At 73.0% G+C, this 20,722-nt stretch carries 15 protein-coding genes and 1 pseudogene; 9 read left to right on the top strand and 7 right to left on the bottom strand.

The features are described 5' to 3' along the window. Position 1: 1 nt before the first annotated feature. The 4 genes from FGW37_RS09495 to FGW37_RS09510 form a co-directional block, all read right to left on the bottom strand. A complete protein-coding gene (locus FGW37_RS09495) occupies positions 2-4,513 on the bottom strand; it encodes a caspase, EACC1-associated type (protein ID WP_179080672.1) in 4,512 nt (1,503 codons plus the stop codon). Between the two features lie 5 nt (positions 4,514-4,518). Then, positions 4,519-4,950, bottom strand: a complete 432-nt coding sequence (locus FGW37_RS09500; protein ID WP_179080673.1) for an effector-associated constant component EACC1 — start codon at positions 4,948-4,950, stop codon at positions 4,519-4,521. Between the two features lie 166 nt (positions 4,951-5,116). Continuing rightward, the gene (locus tag FGW37_RS09505; RefSeq protein WP_179080674.1) at positions 5,117-6,775 is read right to left on the bottom strand and encodes an HtaA domain-containing protein; all 1,659 of its coding nucleotides are present in this window, start codon (positions 6,773-6,775) and stop codon (positions 5,117-5,119) included. Between the two features lie 91 nt (positions 6,776-6,866). Further along, positions 6,867-8,366, bottom strand: a complete 1,500-nt coding sequence (locus FGW37_RS09510) for an HtaA domain-containing protein (RefSeq protein WP_425506642.1) — start codon at positions 8,364-8,366, stop codon at positions 6,867-6,869. Positions 8,367-8,500: 134 nt separating this feature from the next. Here FGW37_RS09510 and FGW37_RS09515 point away from each other — a divergent pair, with 134 nt between their 5' ends. The 7 genes and pseudogenes from FGW37_RS09515 (at position 8,501) to FGW37_RS09545 (ending at position 16,116) form a co-directional block, all read left to right on the top strand. Then, the gene (locus FGW37_RS09515; protein ID WP_179080676.1) at positions 8,501-9,589 is read left to right on the top strand and encodes a heme/hemin ABC transporter substrate-binding protein; all 1,089 of its coding nucleotides are present in this window, start codon (positions 8,501-8,503) and stop codon (positions 9,587-9,589) included. 39 nt (positions 9,590-9,628) lie between these two features. Next, on the top strand, positions 9,629-10,705 hold the full coding sequence (locus tag FGW37_RS09520) for a FecCD family ABC transporter permease (RefSeq protein ID WP_246430754.1): 1,077 nt from the start codon (positions 9,629-9,631) through the stop codon (positions 10,703-10,705). Continuing rightward, positions 10,702-11,568, top strand: a complete 867-nt coding sequence (locus FGW37_RS09525) for a heme ABC transporter ATP-binding protein (protein ID WP_179080677.1) — start codon at positions 10,702-10,704, stop codon at positions 11,566-11,568. Before FGW37_RS09520 ends, FGW37_RS09525 begins: the two co-directional genes overlap by 4 nt. Positions 11,569-11,728: 160 nt before the next feature. After that, a pseudogene (efeO, locus tag FGW37_RS09530) lies at positions 11,729-12,867 on the top strand (iron uptake system protein EfeO). 13 nt (positions 12,868-12,880) lie between these two features. Further along, positions 12,881-14,239 carry an iron uptake transporter deferrochelatase/peroxidase subunit gene (efeB, locus tag FGW37_RS09535; protein ID WP_179080678.1) on the top strand — a complete coding sequence of 453 codons (1,359 nt, stop codon included), beginning with the start codon at positions 12,881-12,883 and terminating at the stop codon, positions 14,237-14,239. Between the two features lie 46 nt (positions 14,240-14,285). Next, on the top strand, positions 14,286-15,254 hold the full coding sequence (efeU, locus tag FGW37_RS09540; protein WP_179080679.1) for an iron uptake transporter permease EfeU: 969 nt from the start codon (positions 14,286-14,288) through the stop codon (positions 15,252-15,254). Further along, positions 15,166-16,116 (top strand): SCO2278 family lipoprotein, encoded by a 951-nt coding sequence (locus FGW37_RS09545; protein WP_484600432.1) that lies wholly within the window; start codon positions 15,166-15,168, stop codon positions 16,114-16,116. The genes efeU and FGW37_RS09545 overlap by 89 nt, the downstream gene beginning before the upstream one ends. A 142-nt stretch (positions 16,117-16,258) precedes the next feature. Here the strand turns inward: FGW37_RS09545 and FGW37_RS09550 are convergent, their stop codons facing one another. Both FGW37_RS09550 and FGW37_RS09555 read right to left on the bottom strand, forming a co-directional pair. Further along, positions 16,259-16,981: a bifunctional DNA primase/polymerase gene (locus FGW37_RS09550; protein WP_179080680.1), complete on the bottom strand. Its 723-nt coding sequence runs from the start codon at positions 16,979-16,981 to the stop codon at positions 16,259-16,261. Positions 16,982-17,144: 163 nt separating this feature from the next. Then, positions 17,145-17,777, bottom strand: a complete 633-nt coding sequence (locus FGW37_RS09555) for a TetR/AcrR family transcriptional regulator (RefSeq protein WP_179080681.1) — start codon at positions 17,775-17,777, stop codon at positions 17,145-17,147. 117 nt (positions 17,778-17,894) lie between these two features. Here FGW37_RS09555 and FGW37_RS09560 point away from each other — a divergent pair, with 117 nt between their 5' ends. Together FGW37_RS09560 and ddaH are read left to right on the top strand one after the other, a co-directional pair. Further along, on the top strand, positions 17,895-18,077 hold the full coding sequence (locus tag FGW37_RS09560; RefSeq protein ID WP_179080682.1) for a DUF6243 family protein: 183 nt from the start codon (positions 17,895-17,897) through the stop codon (positions 18,075-18,077). A 115-nt stretch (positions 18,078-18,192) separates the two neighbouring features. Beyond that, entirely contained in the window at positions 18,193-19,047 is an 855-nt protein-coding gene (gene ddaH, locus FGW37_RS09565; protein WP_343067077.1) for a dimethylargininase, read from the top strand. Between the two features lie 28 nt (positions 19,048-19,075). Here the strand turns inward: ddaH and FGW37_RS09570 are convergent, their stop codons facing one another. Next, a complete protein-coding gene (locus tag FGW37_RS09570) occupies positions 19,076-20,089 on the bottom strand; it encodes a small ribosomal subunit Rsm22 family protein (RefSeq protein WP_179080683.1) in 1,014 nt (337 codons plus the stop codon). Positions 20,090-20,722 lie beyond the last annotated feature (633 nt).

The raw sequence follows: 20,722 nt of genomic DNA on the forward strand, positions 1-20,722 counted from the left end.
GTCACTCGCAGGAGCGCTGGTAGGCCACGTCCGAGAAGAGGTTCTTCCAGTCCTCCCGGGGGACGCTCGACGGGGAGGTCCGGCACAGCTCCGCGTAGAGCCGGTCGGTGTCGGGGTGCAGCAGGAAGGTCAGCCCGTCCTTGCCGATGCCGCTCTTCCCGGACGAGACCGCGATGAGGGGCAGCCGGTCCGGGAAGAGGAGGACGCGGCTCGCCCCCGGCAGCGCCGCGAAGTGGGGCGTGCGCCAGTCCCCGCCGGGTCCGATGTCCCAGACCCGCCAGGGCTTCTTGCCCGTCAGCACCCTGCTCTCGTCCGGGCCGCGTTCGATCTCGCTGTTGTCCTCCTGATCCAGGAGGATGGTCCGCGTCTTCCTCGGATGCAGGCGGTCCTTCACGTTCCAGAGCTGGAGACTGTTGTTCTGGTCGACGGCTGCCAGCATGTCGCCGCCGACCTCCTCATAGCCGGACAGGCCGGCCGGGAGCATGCCGCCGCGCCGCGGCCGGTCGAGGTCAGAGAGGTCCCACAGCGCCACCTTCCGGCCGGGCTCCTCCGCCAGCATCAGGTTCCGGGAGTGGGAGAAGCCGATGCTCCTCTCAGTCCTGATACCGCTGACGACCCCTGCCCTCCGGGGGCGGCCGGGGTCGGCTACGTCCCAGAGCTGCAGGGTCTCCTTCCCCTCCCTGGTCGCGATGGCCCGGGGCGTCAGGAACCAGATGCTCGACGTGAAGTCACTCGTGCTGCCCTCGAAGACGGACCGCCGCACCGGCGTGCGCGGCCTGCTCACGTCCCACAGCTCGATGCGGCGGTCGAACGTCCGCCCAAGGGCCAGCAGCCGGCCGTCGGGGCTGAAGCCGAGGTTCACATCCGGGGCGTTGAAGGGGATGTCGCCGCCGGGGACCGGGCCGCCGGGCCCGCTCATGTCCCACAGCCGGAAGAGATGCTCCTTGGTGGCCGCGGTGTACCGGTGGGCCAGGAGGACGGACGTACGGGGCAGGAAATTGCGGATCTCCCAGGGCTCGGGAACGGTGAACTTCAGCCGCGGCGCCGTCCACCGCCTGACGTCCCACACCCGCCGCGTGGTCTGCGTGCCCTTCCCCCGCTCCTCGGTGATCATGAGGGTGCCGTCGTGGCTGATGGGACTGGTCCCGGTGTCGATGTAGGGCAAGGAGCCGACGGCCGCCGGAGCGGGCGGCCGCAGCGGCCACAGCCGTACCGTGCCGTCCTCCCCTCCTGAAGCGAGGTAAGCGCCTCCGGGGTCCCAGGCGACGGCACGGGCGTGCGAGCTCACGGGCAGCAGGCTCTCTTCCACGCCGCTGCCGAAGTCCGGGGAGTCCGTGTCCGCGACGCGCTTCAGGGTCAGGTCGCTCTTCGCGTACCGGCCCGTGTGCTTGCCCGCCCACACCAGGGTGGCGCCGTCCCTGCTGAAGCCGAGGACGGGCAGGTCCTCGAACCGCCAGGACGTGAAGGTGCCCTTGGCCGGGGCGAAGGCCTTCAGCCGTTCGCCTCCCGCGACCGTCCACCCGGACAGGTCGCTCTTCCGGCTCGCGCCGGCGAGCACGTCGCGCCGCGGGTGGAACGCGAGCCTCGTAGCCGTACCGGTCGTCACCGTGTCCTTGAGCACGGGCCGGGCCGGATCACGTACGTCCCACAGCCCGATCGCCCCCGACCCGCCGGACCCGTCCTCCGCACCCAGGACGCCGCTGCTCGCGGCAAGCAGCCGGCCGTCGTGGTTGAAGACGACGGAGACCAGCGGCTCTGTGGCGACCGTCCGGTCGGTGCGCAGTTCCGGGCGGGCGGGGCCGGTGAGGTCCCAGAGCAGGAGCCGGCCCTTCTCCAGGCCCGCCGCCACCGTCCTGCCGTCGGGGCTGAACACGAGCGAGGACGCCGCCCCTCCCGGTGCTCCGCGCGCGGCGAGGCGGCGCGGACGGTGCGGGTCGGTGGTGTCCCAGACCGCGAAGCCGCCCGCCGTCTGGGCGGCGAGCAGGCGCGATCGGGGGTGGAAGGCGACGGCCGCTGCAGAGCCCAGGTCCAGGGCGGCGGCCTTCCGCGGGGCCGTCGGGCGGCTCAGGTCCCACAGCTGCACGCGGCCGCTGCGCCCGCTCGTCACCAGCACCCGGCCGTCCCCGCTGTACGCCACGTGGAGCACCGGCTCGTCCGTCCCCTTGAGGTCCACGGGCACCCGGGACATCTGCGCGGCGTACAGGCTGGAGCGGCTCTCCGGAGTGCTCGCCAGGCGGTAGGCGGCGAGGCTCAGCCGGGAGGCCGTGAGGGGATCGCGCTCGCGCAGGGCGTCGGCCTTGGCCGCCAGTTGCCGGGCGAGCAGCACCGACTCCCGGTCCTCGGCCCGGTTCTGCGCACCCCGGGCCAGGACGGCGAGCGTGGACGCGAGGACCGCGAGGACGACGACGATCGCGAGGCCCGCCCGCCGGACGGCCTTCCGGCGCCGTTCGGCGCGCCCGCTCGCGGCCAGGAAGTCCCGCTCCACCGGCCGTAACGGCGGGAGGTCCCCGCCGTCGGCCGTCAGGGAGCGGGCCGCGGCCAGGTGCCGGCCGGCGTACAGGCCGCTGGCCGGGCGGTCCGCCTCGGCCCAGGCGTCGGCGGCCTCGGCCAGCCGGCGCCGGACCAGCAGCCCGTCGAGCACCTCGTTGATCCAGTCGCGCAGCCGGGACCAGCCGTGGAGCAGGGAGTCGTGGCACAGCTGGGCCTCGCCGGCGTCGACGACGACCAGGCGGGCGTCGGCGAGCCGGCCCAGCAGGGCGGCGTGTCCGCCGAGTTCGTCGATGCGGACGCGGCACCGTACGGCCCGGCCGTCGCCGTCCACGAGCCGCACCATGCGCAGCAGCAGGTCCCGCAGGTCGCGGCGGCCGGTGGTGTCCAGGGTGTCGTGGATGCGTTCGACTGCGGCGCCGACGGACGTGCGGATGCCTCCGGTGGCCTGGTAGCCGGCGAAGGTCAGCCGGTCGCCGTGGCGCAGGGCCCAGGTCTCCTGCAGCGCGTGGGCGAGGAACGGCAGGGCGACGGCCTCGCCCGGGCCGGCGCGCTCGTCCTTGAGCTCGCGCAGCAGGTGGTCGGCCAGGCCGTCCTCCAAGCGCAGTCCGGCGTACGCGGCGGGCCGTTCGACGGCCTCGCGCAGCTCGCCGCCGGTCAGCGGGGGAACGGTGAACTGCCCCTCCCGTACGAGGCGGGAGAGCCTGGGCTCGCGCAGGCAGTGGCCGAAGTAGTCGGCGCGCAGGCCGAGGACGATACGGGGGCCGGGCGTCCGCCCCGCGCCGGTGAGGGCCCGGATGAACAGCTCCCGTTCCTCCGCGTCCTCGCAGTGCGTGAAGATCTCTTCGAGCTGGTCGACGATCAGGACGCCGGGTGGCCGCCTGCCGTCCACCGGTCCGCCGAACCGCCCTGCGCCCAGCTCCCGTTCGACCTCGCCGAACGGGCGGTCCGTGGCCTCTGCCCACGCCGCCGTGAGCGTACGGAAGGGCCGGGCGCCGGGTGCGGGCACGAGCAGCACGGGGCCCGGGCCCGTACGGTCCAGGTCCGCGCCGAGGCCCGCCCGCAGGAGCGAGGACTTCCCGACGCCGGAGGGGCCCACGAGGACGACCGGGCCGCCGGATCCGCCGGCGGTGACGCGGTCGATCAGGTCGCGGGTGAGCTTCTCGCGGCCGAAGAACAAGTGCCGTTGCTCGGGCAGGAAGGGGCGCATCCCGGGGTACGGGCACGGGCCGCCGGACTGCGGCGGCTCGGGGCCGGGCTCGGCCACGGGCGCGTAGCGGGGGTTGGGCGCGACGACCAGGTCGCCGATCCGGCCGACGCTGCCGGAGTGGGGCCGGGCGGGCGCGCCCTGAAGGCGGCGGTCCAGCTGGCGGTAGAGGTCGGAGAGCGTGAACCACTTCGGGCCGCCCGCGTCGCCCTCCCGCAGCAGGCGCAGGAGTTCGCCGCTGAACAGCGTGTGCTCCTCTCCGTCCGGGGCGAACGCGGCGGCGTAGTGCGTGGCGGAGGCGAGGAGGAAGCTGCCGTCCGGGCGGGCCGAGACGTAAGGGTCCCGGCGCGGCCCCTGCTGGACGGCCTCCGCGAGCCCGGAGAAGCAGCAGTCGAGGATCACCACGGGGCGGGCGGAGGACGTGCTGAGCAGATTTCTGATCTCGGCGTACGGGACGGCGTGCGCGGTGCTGTGCACCGACGTGCCGGCCGAGGTGGCGAGGTACAGCTGCTCGGCCGGGCCGAGGAGGCCGTGGCCCACGAAGCAGAAGAGGACGACGCCGCCCTCCGCGCGGGCCGTGACGGCCTCCATGGCGGCCAGGACGTCCGAGGGGCCGGCCGGGTCGGTGATCAGGGTGACGCGGTCGCCGCCGTCGTCCGCCATGCCGCATGCCGAGCGGAGCGCCTCGGCGAGGGCGGTGGCGGAGCGGGTCGCGCTCGGCAGGCCCGCGAGCCGGGCGCCGGCGGGGTGCCGGCCCGTACCGACCACGAGGGCGTGGCAGTCGGGGCCGGTCAGGTCTCTTCCGGGACCCTCGTCCACAGGGGTCAGGCCCTGCCCGACGGATCCGGCTTCGCCATGTCGGTGGTGCCGGTGCCGGGTTCGCGTTGCTCAAGGGCTTCGGCCAGGCGCCGGGCCAGCTCGCCGCTCTCCGTGGCACTCAGGTCGCGCACCCGCCCGGCGGTGACGGTGATCTGCGTGCCGTCGGGCCGCGTAATCGTGACCGTCTGATCGCCGCGGCGGTTCTGCAGCCAGGCCACGACCGCGGCCCCCACGGCGGCCGTCACCCCGCCGGGAGCGAGCAGGAGGGTGAGGAGCTCGGACGCCGCGCCCATGGTGCCGGGCGCGGGGTCGGGCGCAGGCTCCGGCTTGATGCGCGCCCGCAGCTCCGGATGGCGTTGCAGCCACCGGCGGAGATCGTTCACTGCGCCGCCGCCGGGGCCGGAGCCCGGGCTGCTGACCGTCAGCGTTGCCTTCACTGCGCCTCACTGCCCCTTCGCGCCTCACCTGACTGCCGGGGCACCCGAGGCTACACCGCAACGGGACGCGGCAGGACGGCAGTTCGGTCACGGTTGGCCATCGGCGACGGCGCCCCCTGCCGGGGCCTGTGGAGGCAGGGGGCGCCGGTATGCGGGGCGCCGGGGATCAGACCTGCGCCGCGCCGCGGCCGCGACCGCGCCGGCGGGCGGCGAAGACGGCACCGCCGCCCGCGAGCACGAGGGCGCCTGCGGCGCCGAGGAGGGGGGCGGTGGGGGTGTTGGCACCGGTGCTGGCGAGGGAGGCGGTGTTGAGACCGCCACCGGTGGAGGCACCGCCGGTGGTTGCGCCGCCGCCGGTCGTGCCGGCGCCGCCGGTGGTGCTTGCGCTTCCGGCGCTCGTGCCGGTGCCGCCGGTGCCCGTACCGGATCCGGTGCCGGAGTCCGAGCCCGAGCCCGAGGGGGCCTTGTCCGTCGGAAGCTTCGCGTTCTTGTCGACAGCGACCCTGACCGTCACCGGGTCGAGGGCTTCACCCGTCTCGTAGTTCATGAAGACCTTCGCCCCCTCCGCGGTGAGCGTCGCCGGGACGCCAGAGAGGGTGATGAGGCCGTCCTTGGCCTTGAGCGCGTCCGCGGTGAGCTGCAGCTTGGCAAGGGGCATGCCCTTGGTGGTGTTCGTCTCACCGGACTTCAGGTCCTTGGCGGTGACGTCCCCGCTGAGTTCGCCGCTCTTGTCGGAAGCCTTCGCCTTCACCCTGAGGTTGCTGAACTTCAGGTCGAGCTGCCCCTGGTGACCGGTGAAGCGCACCGACCCGGCGAAGGTGGCGTCGAGCGAGCCGGCCGTGGCGTCGTACGAACCCTTACCGCTGACGAAGCGGAAGTTGTCGCCGGACTTCTGAGCGTTGTCCCCGAGCTCGGTCTTGCCGCCGGTGGCCGGCTTGGCGAGATAGTCGCGGAACTTCTTCTTCACGCCCCAGTCGAGGTTGCCGTCGAACAGGGCCGTGCCGGACTTGACCTCCGTCTTGGAGCTCTCGTCCGTCTTGGAACCCTTGCCCGACGCAGAGCCCTCGCCCGTCTTCGTCCCCCCGTCGGTCTGCGTGCCGCCGTCCGAGGTCGAACCGTTGTCTGTCTGCGTTCCCTCGTCCTTCTTCGGGGGTGCTTCGGCCGACTCCTTCACCGAGAGCGTGGCCGGGTCGAGATCCGCCCCTTCTTCGTAGAACGGGTCCTCCTCGTATGCAAAGACCTTCGCGCCCTCCGCCGTGAGCTTCGCCGGTATCTTCGCGTAGGTCTTCACACCGTCCGCGCCCTCAACGGGCTGGACGCCCGACAGGTCGAGCGCGGCAATCGGCAGGTCCTGCTGCGTGCCGTCGCTCGTCGTGACGTCCGCAGTGATGCTGCCCTTCTTGCCGCCGCTCTTCGCGTCGGTGGCGAGCTTCACGTCGGTGAACGTGATGTCGAGGTCGAAGCCCGAACTGCCCTTCTTGGGGTGGCCGAGGAAGTGCACACTTCCCTTGAAGGCAGTGGACAAGGCCTTCGCAGCGGGGTCCTGCTTGCCTTCACCTCCGGTGAAGGTGAAGGCACCGTTCTTCTCCGCCTGCTTGGCACCGTCGCCAACCCTGATCTCGCCATGGACGTACGGCTTCTTCAGGTACTTCCGGAAGGACTCCTTCACACCCCACTCCAGCGTGCCTTCCTTGAGCACCGTCTTCGGCGCCTCGCCGGTCTTCGCAGGGACATCGGCCGCAAACGCAGGCGCGGTCAGCGCCGTGGCCCCGAGCACAGTCGCCGTGGCGAGCGTGGCAAGCGCCCGGCGTGAGGTGACGGTCATCGTCAGTTGTCTCCTTGAGAGATGAGAAAGGGCCCGCGCCGGCCGCGCCGCGTGAGGGGTGCGCCGCGGCCGGCGCGGAGTCGGTGGGGCGTCAGTCCTCGGCGGTGGGCCGGCCCGCCGCCGCGGCGCGGCGCTTGCGCGTCACCGCGAGCGCGGCGGCGGCCACGACCAGGACTCCCGCGCCCCCAGCGGCGACCGGGAGCACCGGGAAGGACGAGGAGGACGAGGCTTCGGTTGCACTGTTTGCGGCCACCTTGCGGCCGGAATCCGCCTCTTCGGCGGCGCTCGCCGCAGGCGCCGGCGCCTTGCCCAGGTCCGGCAGCGCCGGCAGCTTCGCCCTCGTGTCGAGGGGGACGGCGAGGGAGACGGGGTCCATCTCCGCGCCCTCCTGGTACATGCCGCCGAAGGCCTTCGCGCCGTCGGCGGTGAGCTTGGCGGGGGCCTCGGTGACGGCGGCGAGGCCGTCCTTCTCCTTGAGGCCGGCGGCGTCGAAGGTGACGAGAGGAACGTTTTTCTGCGGGTCTCCGCCGCCGCTGCTCACGTCGGCGGCGAGCGTCCCCTTACCGTCCTTCGCCGTCACCTTGACCGCACTCAGGGCCAGGTCGAGGTGCTTGCCGGTGAAGCGGAGGGTGCCCGTGAACGCGGCGTCGAGGGTGCGCGCCTCCGCGTCGTACGTGCCCTTGCCGCCCGGGAAGCGGAAGAGCGCTCCACCGTCCTGGGCGCCGTCGCTCAGCTTCCAGGAGCCCTGGGCGATGGACCCGGTGACGTATTCGCGGAAGGTGCGGCGGACGCCCCAGTCGACGGCCGCGCCGGTGAACTCGCCCTTGGGCGCGTCCTTCTTCTCCGGCTCGGGCGCGCCGGAGGACGGCGCGCCGCCGGGCGCGGGGCTCGCCGCGGCCAGGACGTCCGCCGACAGCGCGACCGGGTCCAGCGCCGTGCCCGCCGTGTAGTAGCCCGCGAAGGCCTTCGCTCCGTCGGCAGTGAGCGTCGCGGGGACGTTGGCCAGCGTCACGGCCGTCGTCGCGCCGCGCATGTTCACGCCCTTCAGGTCGAGTGCGGCGAGCGGCACTTGCGCCGCCTGCGTGACCTCGCCGGAGCCCTTGGCCTTGCTGGTCATGTCGGCGTAGAGCGTGCCGCTCCCGTCCTTGATGCGGACGGTGGGGCGGCTGATGGTGAGGTCGAGTTCGTACGAGCCGTCGGGCTTCTTGTGGCCCGTGAAGTGCACGCCGCCCGAGAAGCCGGCCTCGAAGGCCCCGTTCCCCGCTTCGTAGCCGCCCTTGGCGGAGTGGAAGCGGAACCGGCTGCCGCCGATGGTGGCGGCGCCGCCCTGCAGGTCCCAGCGCCCTTGGGCGATCGGCCCGGTGACGTAGCTCTGGAAGGAGGACTTGACGCCCCAGTCGAGCCGCCCGCCGGAGACCGTCCGCGCACCGTCGGCGTTCCCGGCCGCGGGAGCCGCGGGAACTGCAGGGGCCGCGGGAGCCGCGGGAGCCGCGGACGCGACCGCCCCGGGCACCACCACCGGCACCACCCCCGCCAGCACCGCCGCCAGCAGGGCGACGACAGGGGCGCGGGCGGGTCCGGGCGGCGGCAGCATCGAAAGGTCCCCTTTCGGGCGGGACAGCAGACATCGCGAGACATCGCGCTATAGCGACTTAGGTAAGGCTAACCTAAGCTACGTCCCATCAGGTCGGAAACCCCCGGCCGGAGCGAAAGGCAGACAGAACCGTGCTTCAACGGCAGTCGGCGGGCCCCGCGATATTTACCCCACGCCGCACCGGCATATGCGCCGCACTGCTCACTTGGCTCACTTTGGCCGTCCTGGCCCTCACCGGCTGCAGCTCCTCGGACAGTTCGAGCAGCTCAGGGTCGTCCACGGCAGCGGCCAAGGCGCCCGCCGCCGACCGTATCGAGCCACTCTCCGGAACACCGAAGGCCCAACTGCCCGCCACCGTACGGTCCGCGGACGGCCACGACGTCACCGTCCGCAGCACGGACCGGATCGTTCCGCTCACCGGAGCGCTCTCCGAGATCGTCTTCAGCCTCGGCCTCGGTGAGCGGGTCGTCGCCCGCGACATCACCGCCACCTTCGAGCAGGCGGCGAAGCTGCCCGTGGTCACCCGCGCGCACGACGTCTCCGCCGAGAGCGTGCTCTCGCTGAAGCCCACGCTCGTCCTGGCGGAGACCACGACCGGGCCCGCGGAGGCCGTCGGCCAGATCCGCGCCGCCGGGGTCCCCCTCGTCGTCCTCGACCCGGCCAAGAAGCTCGAAGACGTCGGCCCGCGCATCGGCAAGGTGGCCGCCGCCCTCGGCGTCCCCGCGGCCGGGGACGAGCTCAACCGCCGCACCGAGCAGCGCCTGGAGAAGGCGGAGAAGGCCATTCCGCACGACGGCGGGAAGAACGGGAAGAACGGGAAGAACGGCGAGAACGGCGAGAAGCCGCGCGTCGCCTTCCTCTACCTGCGCGGCTCGGCCTCCGTCTACCTCCTCGGCGGCGCCGGGTCCGGCGCGGACTCGCTCATCGAGGCCGCGGGCGGCGTGGACGCGGGCAAGGAGTCCGGGCTGAAGAAGGACTTCACGCCCATCACGAGCGAGGCCCTCGCCAAGGCCGCGCCCGACGTCATCCTCGTGATGAGCAAGGGACTCGCGTCCGTCGGCGGCGTGGACGGGCTGGTGAAGATCCCGGGCGTCGGGCAGACCCCGGCCGGGCTGGACCGCCGCGTCGCCTCCGTGGACGACGGCGTGCTGCTGAACTTCGGCCCCCGCACCGACACCGTCCTCGCGTCCCTCATCGAGCAGATCCACGCCGGGAAGTGACGCGACGTGAGCCTCCTCAGAACCACGGCCCCCTCCCCCGTGGCTGCCGGCGCCGCCGGTGAGCCCGGCGGCGGGCGGCAGCCGCGCCGCCGCCGCACCACCGCCCTCCTCGCCGCCGGCATGTCCGCGGCCCTGCTCCTCGCGTGCCTGCTCTCCGCCGGGATCGGCGCGTACGACATCCCGCTCGGCGACGTCGTGGGCTCCCTGCTGCACCGGGCGGGGCTCGGCGGGGCGGAGCTGGACCGGGTCCCCGAGAGCGTGCTGTGGAACGTACGGCTGCCGCGCGTGGCCCTCGCCCTGCTCGTCGGGGCGTCGCTGGGGTGCGCGGGGGCACTGATGCAGGGCGTGTTCGGCAATCCGCTCGCCGAACCCGGCGTCATCGGCATCTCGATGGGCTCGGCGGTCGGGGCGGTCGCCGCGATCTCCCTGGGGCTGACCTTCCTCGGCAACTGGACGGTGACCGCCTGCGCGTTCGTGGCCGGGCTCGTGACCGTCCTGCTCGTCTACGCCCTCTCGCGCTCGGGCGGCCGTACGGAGGTGGTCACGCTCATCCTCACCGGCATCGCGGTGAACGCGTTCGGCGGGGCGCTCGTCGGCCTCGGCATCTTCATCGCCGACAACGCCCAGGTCAGCCAGATCACCTTCTGGCAGCTCGGCTCGCTCGCGCAGGCGACCTGGCCGAAGGTGCTCGCCGTCCTGCCGTGCGCCCTGGCCGGCCTGGCCGTCGCACCGCTGTACGGGCGGAAGCTGGACCTCCTGGCGCTCGGCGAACGTCCCGCGCGCCACCTGGGCGTGGACGTCGAGCGGCTGCGCCTGGTGCTGGTGCTGGTGGTCGCGCTGCTGACGGCCGCGGCGGTGGCCGTGGCGGGGGTCATCACGTTCGTGGGCCTGCTGGTGCCGCACCTGCTGCGGATGGCCGCGGGCCCCGGTCACCGGTTCCTGGTGCCGGGCAGTGCGCTGGGCGGGGCGCTGGTCCTGGTCGCGGCGGACCTCGCGGCCCGCACGGCGGCCCAGCCGGCGGAGCTGCCCCTGGGCGTCCTGACGGCCCTCTTCGGCAGCCCGTTCTTCTTCTGGCTGCTGCGCAGGACCCGGCGCAAGCAGGGAGGCTGGGCATGATCAAGGAACTTCTTCGCAGTCGCGGGCGGAAGCGCCGCCTCCCCCTCCCCTCCCCCTTCGGGACCGTCCGCGCCGAGGCCCGTGCCCTGTGCGTGCGCCTCGCCGGCCGCACCGTTCTCGACGGCGTGGACCTCCAGGTCGCCGCCGGCGAAGTCCTCGCGCTCGTCGGCCCCAACGGCGCGGGCAAGTCCACGCTCCTGGCCGCGCTCGCCCACGACCTGCCGGCCGGCTCCGGCGAGGTCCGTATCGACGGCGAGCCCGCCGCCGCCTGGACGGCCGCCGAACTCGCCGTGCGCCGGGCCGTGCTGCCGCAGTCGGCGGAGCTGTCGTTCCCGTTCCCGGTCGAGGAGGTCGTCCGGATGGGGCGCGCGCCGTGGGCCGGAACCCCCGCCGAGGACGAGGACGACGAGGCCGTCGGGGCCGCCATGGCCGCCGCCGAGGTGACCGGATTCGCCGCCCGCCCCTTCGCCGCCCTCTCCGGCGGCGAACGGGCGAGGGTCGCCCTGGCGCGCGTGCTCGCGCAGCGCACCCCGCTCCTGCTGCTCGACGAGCCGACGGCCGCGCTGGACCTGCGCCACCAGGAACTGGTGCTGCGGATCTGCCGGGAGCGGGCCGCGGCCGGGGCCGCGGTGGTGGTCGTCCTGCACGATCTCGGCCTCGCGGGCGCGTACGCGGACCGGGTGGCGGTCCTGCACGCGGGGCGGATCGCGGCGGAGGGGCCGCCGGCGCGCGTCTTCGAAGCGGAATTGCTGAGTCATGTGTATGCGCAGCCGGTCGAGGTTATCGATCATCCGCGTACGGGTGAGCCTTTGGTGATCCCGAGGCGTGAGATACGGGATGAGGTACGAGATTTTGCCTCGTGAGAGCAGAATCACGCACCCGTCCGGGAACAGGGTAGGCAAGCCTCAGATAAGTTAGGGCGGCCTTAATCCGGCCAGCCGGTTTTCGGCCATGCCGTTTACAGCCGTGCCGTTTACGGCGTGAACGTCCTTTCCGTCCTCTCCGAGCACGCCTGGAGCCCCTATGCGCGCCCTCCGCTCCTCCGCCGTCGCCGCCGTCGCCGCCGTCGCCGCGGCCACGGCCCTGACCGCCGTGTCCGGCTGCGCCGAGAAGTCGGACGGCAAGGACTCCGGTGCGATCCAGGTGACCGCCTCCGACGACAAGTGCGAGGTCTCGAAGACCTCTTTCCCGTCGGGTCACATAAAGATCAGCATTGAGAACAAGGGCTCCAAGGTCACCGAGGTGTACGTGTACGCCGCGGGCGACCGGATCGTGACGGAGCGGGAGAACATAGGCCCGAAGACCAAGGCCGAGATCACCGCGACGATCAAGAAGCCGGGCGATTACGAAATAGCCTGCAAGCCCGGCATGAAGGGCGACGGAATCCGTCAGAAGGTCACACGGGCGGCGGCAAGGCGGAGAAGGCGAACCCGGAGCTGGACAAGGCGGTCGCCGAGTACCGCAAGTACGTCCAGCAGCAGGCCGACGAGACGATCCCGGCGGCGCAGAAGTTCGCCGACGCGGTTAAGAGCGGCGACGTCGACGAGGCCAAGAAGCTCTACGCGGTCTCCCGCATCGGCTGGGAGCGCACCGAGCCGGTCGCGGAGTCCTTCGGCGACATCGACCCGAAGGTCGACGTCCGCGAGGACGGCCTGGAGAAGGACCAGAAGTGGACCGGCTGGCACAAGCTGGAGAAGTCGCTCTGGGACGAGAAGAAGATCGACGAGGACGACAAGAAGCTAGCCGGCCGGCTGATGACGGACCTCAAGGACTGGCAGAAGCGCGTCGGCAGCGCCGAGATCACCCCGACCAGCATGGCCAACGGCGCCAAGGAGCTGCTCGACGAGGTCGCGACCGGCAAGGTCACCGGCGAGGAGGAGCGCTACAGCCACACCGACCTCGTCGACTTCCACGCCAACGTCGAGGGCGCCGAGAAGTCCTACGCGCTGCTCAAGCCCGTCGCCGCCAAGAGCGACGCCGCGCTCGCCAAGGAGCTCGACAAGCAGTTCGGCGACCTGAAGAAGCTGCTCGGCGAGTACCGCGACGGCGACACCTTCAAGGCGTACGACGGCGTCGGCAAGGAGGACCGCAAGAAGCTCTCCGACGCCGTGAACGCCCTCGCGGAGCCCCTGTCCAAGCTCGCCGGCGCCGTCGCGAAGTGACGGGGGAGCTCCCATGACCGACGCGAAGAAGACCGGCGAGCCGCAGCCGAGGACGCCCGCCGGCGAGCCGCAACGGCCCGCCGGTGAACCGCAGGTGCCCGCCGGCGAGGCGGCGGCCGCGGGCGCGCCCGGGGGCGGCAGGCCCTCGCGCCGCTCCGTCCTCGGCTGGGGCGGCGCCGGCCTCGCGCTCGGCGCCGCGGCCGCGGGCGGCACCGCCGCCGCGCTGCGCATCGGCGAGGACGCCTCCCCGGCCGCCGCGGCGGGGGACGCGATCCCCTTCCACGGTGCCCACCAGGCCGGCATCGCCACCCCCGTCCAGGACCGGCTGCACTTCGCCGCCTTCGACGTGACGACGAGCGACCGGGCCGCGCTGGTCAAGGTGCTCCAGGAGTGGACGGCCGCCGCCGCGCGGCTGACCGCCGGTCACGAGATCGGCGAGGGCGCCGTCCCGGGCAACGACGAGCTGCCGCCGGACGACACCGGCGAGGCCCTCGGCCTCAAGCCGTCCCGGCTGACCCTCACCTTCGGCATCGGCCCCGGCCTGTTCGAGAAGGACGGCAAGGACCGCTTCGGCCTCAAGGACCGCCGCCCCAAGGCCCTGATCGACCTTCCGGTCTTCCCCGGCGACAACCTCGACGCGGCCCGCAGCGGCGGCGACCTGTGCGTCCAGGCCTGCGCGGACGACCCGCAGGTCGCCGTGCACGCCATCCGCAACCTGGCCCGCATCGGCATGGGCAAGGTCGCCATCCGCTGGTCGCAGCTCGGCTTCGGCAAGACCTCCTCGACGACACCCGACGCGCAGACCCCGCGCAACATGATGGGCTTCAAGGACGGCACCCGGAACATCGCCGGCACCGAAACCGACCGCCTGGACGAGCACGTGTGGGTCGGCGAGAAGGACGGCCCGGACTGGATGACCGGCGGCTCGTACCTGGTGGCCCGCCGCATCCGGATGCACATCGAGACCTGGGACCGCACCTCGCTCGCCGAGCAGGAGGACATCTTCGGCCGCGACAAGGCCGAGGGCGCGCCCGTCGGCAAGGAGCGCGAGCACGACGAGCCGCTGCTGAAGGCCATGAAGCCCGACGCGCACGTGCGCCTCGCCCATCCCGACAGCAACAACGGCGTGACGATCCTGCGCCGCGGCTACTCCTTCACGGACGGCACGGACAAGCTCGGCCGGCTGGACGCGGGGCTGTTCTTCATCGCGTACCAGAAGGACGTCCGGGACGGGTTCGTGCCGCTGCAGATGAACCTGGCGCGCAACGACTCCCTCAACGAGTACATCCAGCACGTGGGTTCGGCGGTCTTCGCCGTGCCGCCGGGCGTCCGCGACAAGGACGACTGGTGGGGCAAGGCCCTGTTCGCATGATCACCGTTCGCATGATCACCGGTTCTTCCCGGAGAGGAGATGCCGCGTGTTCGGCAACTATCTGATCGGCCTGCGCGAGGGCCTGGAGGCCTCCCTGGTCGTCTGCATCCTCGTCGCCTACCTGGTCAAGACCCGGCGCCGGGACGCCCTGCGCCCGGTCTGGGCCGGCATCGCCGCGGCCGTGCTGCTGAGCATGGGCTTCGGCGCGCTGCTCCAGTACGGCTCGCGGACCATGACCTTCGAGGCCCAGGAGCTGCTCGGCGGCACGCTGTCGATCGTCGCCGTCGGCCTGGTGACGTGGATGGTCTTCTGGATGCGGCGCACCGCGCGCCACCTGAAGCAGGAGCTGCACGGCAAGCTGGACGCCGCGCTCGCGATGGGCACGGGCGCGCTGGTCGTCACCGCGTTCCTGGCCGTGGGCCGGGAGGGCCTGGAGACCGCGCTGTTCGTCTGGGCGGCCGTGCAGGCCACCGGCGACGGGGTCCGGCCGCTGGCCGGCGCGCTGCTCGGGCTGCTCACGGCCGTCGTGCTGGGCTGGCTGTTCTACCGCGGCGCGCTGAAGATCAACCTGGCGAGGTTCTTCACCTGGACCGGCGCCATGCTGATCGTCGTCGCGGCGGGCGTGCTCGCCTACGGCTTCCACGACCTGCAGGAGGCCGACGTCCTGCCGGGCCTCGGGGACAAGGCCTTCGACATCAGCGAGCAGGTCCCGGCCGACAGCTGGTACGGCACCCTGCTCAAGGGCGTCTTCAACTTCCAGCCGGACCCGACCTGGCTGCAGGTGGCCGTGTGGGCGCTGTATCTGGTGCCCACCCTCCTGGTGTTCTTCGCCCCGGGTAGGGTGGCGCCGAACCGAGCAGCCACCAAGGAGTCGAAGCCCGATGAGACGACGGCGGGCCGGCAGACCGCGCACGACGCGGACAGCAGTGACGGCGGCGGCGCTGCTGCTGACGGCGACCGGGTGCATGACGGTGCACGGGGAACGGGAGATCGTCCCGTCGGTGGGCAAAGCTGAGGCCGCCAAGGTCCTCAAAGCCTTCACCGACGGCTACAACGAGGGTTACCGCAAGCTCGACCCGGGCGTCATCGCCCGGGTCGAGACCGGTGCGCTGGCCGAGATAGGCAAGGCCGACCTGGCGGCGCAGAGCGTCCAGACGCCCGGCGGCAACCCGAAGTACCCCTCCCTGGTCCTCGACGACGCCCGCTTCACGATCCCCCGGCAGGCCGGCTGGCCGAAGTTCTTCCTCGCCGACACCCGCAGCAACCGCGACGCCAACCGCTGGCTCGTGGTCTTCACGCGGTACGGGGTGAAGGAGCCGTGGAAGGCGGCCTACCTGTCGATCGTCAACCCGGGGAAGGTGCCGGAGTTCACGACCGGCAAGGACGGCTACGCGGAGGCCGTTCCGGCGGCCAAGGGCAGGGACCACGGCCTGATGACCGGCCCCGACAAGGTGAGCGCCGTCTACACCGACTTCCTGCGCACCGGCAAGGGCAGGGACTTCGTGCCGGGCCCGCGGACCACGGGGCTGCGGGAGGAGCGCGACAAGGTGCGCCGGACGGCCACCTTCTGGACGGAGTTCATCGACACCCCCGAGAAGGCCCCCGCCTTCCCCGCTCCGGCGCTGCGGACCAAGGGCGGCGGTGCGCTGGTGTTCTTCACCGCGCACCACCGGGAGAAGCGCACGATGGCCGAGGGGCTGCGGCCCGCGGTCACCGACCCGCGGACGAAGGCGCTGCTGAAGGGCGAGCTGAAGCGCTCGGTGACGTACACGCGGGTCTCGGAGGCGGCGGTCGAGGTGCCCCCGCGGGGCGCGGACGGCGGGATGATCAACTTCCTCAACCGGATCGACACGATGACGGCCGCGCAGGGCGAATAGCGCGCCGGGCGTACGGGACCGGGCGGTGGGTCGAACCGGGTCGGTCGGGCCGGGCCGGTCGCGCCGCGTCGGTCGAGCGCGTCGGTCAGGCGCTCAGTCGGGCCGGACCGGCGCCGGACCGGTCATGCCGGATCAGATCGGGTCAGCGACCGATCGGCCAGGCCGCCTCGTGATCGGGGCGGTCGCCCGCGTACTGGGCGCAGGCGTCCGTGAGGGTTTCCAGGAGCGTCAGCGGATCCGGCAGCGGCCGCTCGGGGCCCTGCAGCCAGGCCACGCCGGACTCCTCCGGCAGCCGTGAGGGGGGCAGCAGCACATAGCTGCCCCGGCAGTGCCAGCGCAGGCCCGGGTGCTCGTCCATCGTCTCGGGATGGCAGTCGAGCTCGCAGGGCCACCACTCGTCCTCGTCGTCCGGGGTGCCGCGGGTGGCGGTGAAGAAGAGCATGCGGTCGGGGGCGACGGTGGCCACGGGCCCGGTCTCGACCCCGGCCTTCTGCAGCCGCTCCAGGGCCTGCCGGCCGGCCTCGAGGGGGACGTCGAGCACGTCGTGCGCGATGCCGGTGGCGGTGACGAAATTGGCCTCCGGCTGGCTGCGCAGCCACGCCGTGACCTTCTCGGCGTCGGTGGTGGCGAGGGTCTGCCAGGCGAAGGAGATCGGGTGGCGGCCGGGGGTGGGACAGCCGATGCGCTCACAGGAACAGCCGTACCCGGACGGGTGCGCGGCCGGGGCCAGCGGGAAGCCCGCGGCTGCCGCGGCCAGGAGCAGTTCCTCGCGGGCGGCCTCGGATGCCGCGCCCGTGCCCGTACCGCCGCCCGCTCCGCTCCTGGGGCGGCGCAGCCACTGGGAGAACCTGCTCTTGCGTTCCATCTATCCCCTCACTTCGACCGCGGTCTGCGGTCAATGCTGCCACCATCCTGCGCCTGGTGTGACCGTCGGACGTATCCAGGGGGTGTGAGACCGGCCGCTCGCGCGGGCGGGGCCATCTATCCGGTCCGCCGTCCCGGCCGGTGCGGAGCCTGCGCCGGACGGGTCACGGGCGCGGCACGAGGCCTCGCAGGGCCAGGTCGACGACGGTGTCGGCGTAGGCGTGGGTGAGCGGCAGGGTGCGGGTCTGCCAGCGGTGGAAGAGCGGGCCGACCAGCAGTTCGAGGGCGATGCGGAGGTCGGTGTCCGGGTCCACCTGGCCGGCTTCCTGGGCGGCGCGCAACCGTCGGACGTACGCCTGGAGCTGGGGTTCGAGGACCTTCTCGGTGAGGGCGCGGCCGAGCTCGGGGTCGTTGGCGGTCTCGGCGGTCAGGGCGCGGGTGGGGGCGTCGAGGCGCGCGTCGTTGAGGTCGTCGACGGTGGCCCGCAGCACGGTCTTGAGGTCGGCCGCGATGTCGCCGGTGTCCGGGAGTTCGATGGCGGCGGGGTCGATGCCCTCGGGGACGCAGGCCTCGAAGAGGACCGCCGCCTTGGAGGGCCACCAGCGGTAGATGGTCTGCTTGCCGACGCCTGCGCGGGCGGCGATGGCCTCGATGGTGAGCTTCGCGAAGCCGGTCTCGCCGACGAGCTCCAGGGCGGCGTCGAGGATCGCGCGGCGGGAGCGCTCGCTGCGACGGGAGGCGTCGGGGGCCTTGGCGGACGGTGAGGTCGGCGAGGACGGGGTCGGGGCGTCGGTCATGGCGGCATCCTAGCGACGCATGGAGCGAGACGTATCGTCTTGACAAGACGATACGTCTCGTTGGATTCTTGAGGCGAAGCGAGACGGATCGTCTCGCTCAAGCGAAGGGAGAACCCCATGAGCAGGAGCGGATCGGGCGGCATGCTCGGAGTCGGCGGCACCCGCAGCAACCTCTCCCGCAACGCCCTGCGCGGCGGCGGCAGGGGCGGGCGGGCGGGAGGCGGCGCGGACGCGGCGACCCAGAAGCGGGAACTGCTGCGGAAGTTGCGGGAAGGGCGAAGCGGAACCACCGGCGCGTGAGTGAGCCAGCGGTAAACCACCCGTACGGTTCATGCGCCAAAGCCCGTGGAGCGTGGACGATTTGGGCACGCACGACGATCCCGTACGTGCCCAACACCACCGTGAGGAGCACTCCTTGCGTAGTACAGCTCCACGCGCAGCCACTCCGCGGCGCTATCTGATGTGCCCCCCGGCTCACTTCCGGGTCACCTACTCCATCAACCCCTGGATGGATCCGGCCAAGCCGGTCGACATCCCGCTCGCGCTCGCGCAGTGGGAGGACCTCAGGGACCGCTATCTGGCCCTCGGGCACACCGTCGAGGAGCTCGAGCCCCGGCCGGGACTGCCCGACATGGTCTTCGCCGCCAACGGCGCGACCGTCGTGGACGGCCGGGTGCTCGGCGCGCGCTTCGCCCATCCCGAGCGGACGGCCGAGGCCGCGGTCCACGCCGCCTGGTTCCGGGAGCAGGGCTACGCCGACGTGCTCGAACCCGAGCACATCAACGAGGGCGAGGGCGACTTCGCCGTCACCGCCTCCTGGCTGCTCGCCGGGCGCGGCTTCCGCAGCAGCCCGCTCTCCCACCCCGAGGCACAGGAGTTCTTCGGCCGGCCGGTGATCGGCCTCGACCTCGTCGACCCCCGCTACTACCACCTGGACACGGCGCTGTGCGTGCTCGACGACGCCACCGACGGCGAGATCATGTACTACCCGGGCGCGTTCTCGGCGGGTAGCAGGGACGTGCTGAGACGGCTGTTCCCCGGCGCCCTGATCGCGAGCGAGGAGGACGCGGCGGCCCTCGGCCTCAACGCCGTGTCCGACGGGCGGCACGTGCTGCTGCCGCAGGCGGCCGTGGGGCTCTTCGAACCGCTGCGCGCACGGGGGTACGAGCCGATCGGGATGGATCTCGGCGAGCTGCTGAAGGGGGGCGGCAGCGTGAAATGCTGCACGCAGGAGTTGCGGGGTGCGCCTCCTGGGAAGCGGGCCTGCTGAAAGGGGCGTCACCGCGACCGGTACGTCGTCATGACCCGGCCGGGGGCCACTCGTCGCCCCAGCCCGCGTCGCGCGCCCGCTTGTAGGCGTCGCCGTGGCGCTTGGTCACCGTGGTGCGGGTCAGGCCGTCCTCGGCCGTGCAGAGTTCGAGGAGGACCTGGCCCTTGCGGATCTGGGGCTTGCGGACGATGCGCGCGGGTGCGACGGCCTCCGGAGCGTCGCCCCGTACCGCCGCCACGTACGAGAACTTCTCGTCCTCGTACGCCAGTGAGCCGCCCTTGACCTGCCGGTGCAGCGAGGAGCGGCTCACCCGGGCCGAGAAGTGGCACCAGTCCGTGCCCGGCTCGATCGGGCACGCCGCGCTGTGCGGGCAGGGTGCGACCACGCGGAAGCCGGCCGCGGTCAGCCGGTCGCGCGCCTCGGTGATCCGCAGGTAGCCGTCGGGCGTGCCCGGTTCGACGATCACGACCGCCTGCGCCGTGCGGGCGGCCTCGGCCACGACCGCGGCGCGGCCGGCGTCGGTCAGCTCCTTCAGCACGTACGAGACGGTGACGAGGTCCGTGCCCTCCGGCACCTTCAGTCCGTCGCCGATGATCCCCCGCTCCCAGCGGGCCGCGCGCAGGGCGGGCTCGGAGGCCTCCCCGGCGAGCTCGGCACCGAGTGCGAGGGCGGGTGCGGCCCAGTCCAGGACCGTCGTCTCCCGGCTCTCGCCCTCCCAGGCGGAGGCCACGGCCCACGTCGCCGCGCCCGTCCCGCCCCCCACGTCCACGTGCGAGGCGGGCACGAAGGACGGCACCCGGTCCCGGAACGCCTCCAGCGCGGACCGCACGGCCTCGAACGTGGCCGGCATGCGGTAGGCCGCGTACGCGGCCACGTCGGAGCGGTCGCGCAGCACGGGGGCGTCGGTGGGGGTCAGCCCCCGGTAGTTGGCGATCAGCCGGTCGACGGCCTGCGCGGCCTGGCGCGGCGGCAGACCGTCGAGAAGCCCGGCGAGCGCGGTACGCAGTTCGTCGCCGGACCGGAGGGAATGGGGGGCGTGCATTTGAAGAAGTCTATGCGGGCGGACGCGGGACCTACGGCGGGCGAGGCACGCGGACGGCCGGTCCGGCACCGCCGAGCCGCGCCGTCGTAGTCACGCGCCGTCGCGGCGGGAAGATCGAGGCGGCCGTCCCCTCGCCAGGCTCCTCCGCCCGGGCAGACGCCGGGGCCTGCGGCCGATCAGGCCACGGCGGACGGCCGGTACGGCACCGCCGGACCGCGCCGTCGTAGTTACCCGCCGTCGCGGCGGGAAGATCGAGGCGGCCGTCCCCTCGCCAGGCTCCTCCGGCTCGGCGGACGCCGGGGCCTGCGGCCGATCAGGCCACGGCGGACGGCCGGTACGGCACCGCCGGGCCGCGCCGTCGTCGTTACCCGCCGTCGCGGCGGAAACATCGAGGCGGGCGCCGCCTCGCCAGGCTCCTCCGGCTCGGCGGACGCCGGGGCCTGCGGCCGATCAGGCCACGGCGGACGGCCGGTCCGGCACCGCCGGGCAGCACCGTCGTCGTTACGCGCCGACGCGGCGGGGAGATCGAGGCGGCCACCGCCTCGCCAGGCTCCTCCGGCTCGGCGGACGCCGGGGGCTGCGCCGATCAGGCCACGGCGCACGGCCGGTACGGCACCGTCGTCGATAGCCGTC

The sequence above is a fragment of the Streptomyces rectiverticillatus genome (assembly GCF_013394065.1).
GTDB lineage: Bacteria > Actinomycetota > Actinomycetes > Streptomycetales > Streptomycetaceae > Streptomyces > Streptomyces rectiverticillatus.

Bases quoted from the DNA above. Each gene is read 5' to 3' on its own strand.
- FGW37_RS09505 (WP_179080674.1), bottom strand. From the start codon at position 6,775: ATGACCGTCACCTCACGCCGGGCGCTTGCCACGCTCGCCACGGCGACT.
- FGW37_RS09525 (WP_179080677.1), top strand. From the start codon at position 10,702: ATGATCAAGGAACTTCTTCGCAGTCGCGGGCGGAAGCGCCGCCTCCCC.
- efeB (WP_179080678.1), top strand. From the start codon at position 12,881: ATGACCGACGCGAAGAAGACCGGCGAGCCGCAGCCGAGGACGCCCGCC.
- FGW37_RS09550 (WP_179080680.1), bottom strand. From the start codon at position 16,981: ATGGAACGCAAGAGCAGGTTCTCCCAGTGGCTGCGCCGCCCCAGGAGC.
- FGW37_RS09555 (WP_179080681.1), bottom strand. From the start codon at position 17,777: ATGACCGACGCCCCGACCCCGTCCTCGCCGACCTCACCGTCCGCCAAG.
- FGW37_RS09560 (WP_179080682.1), top strand. From the start codon at position 17,895: ATGAGCAGGAGCGGATCGGGCGGCATGCTCGGAGTCGGCGGCACCCGC.
- FGW37_RS09570 (WP_179080683.1), bottom strand. From the start codon at position 20,089: ATGCACGCCCCCCATTCCCTCCGGTCCGGCGACGAACTGCGTACCGCG.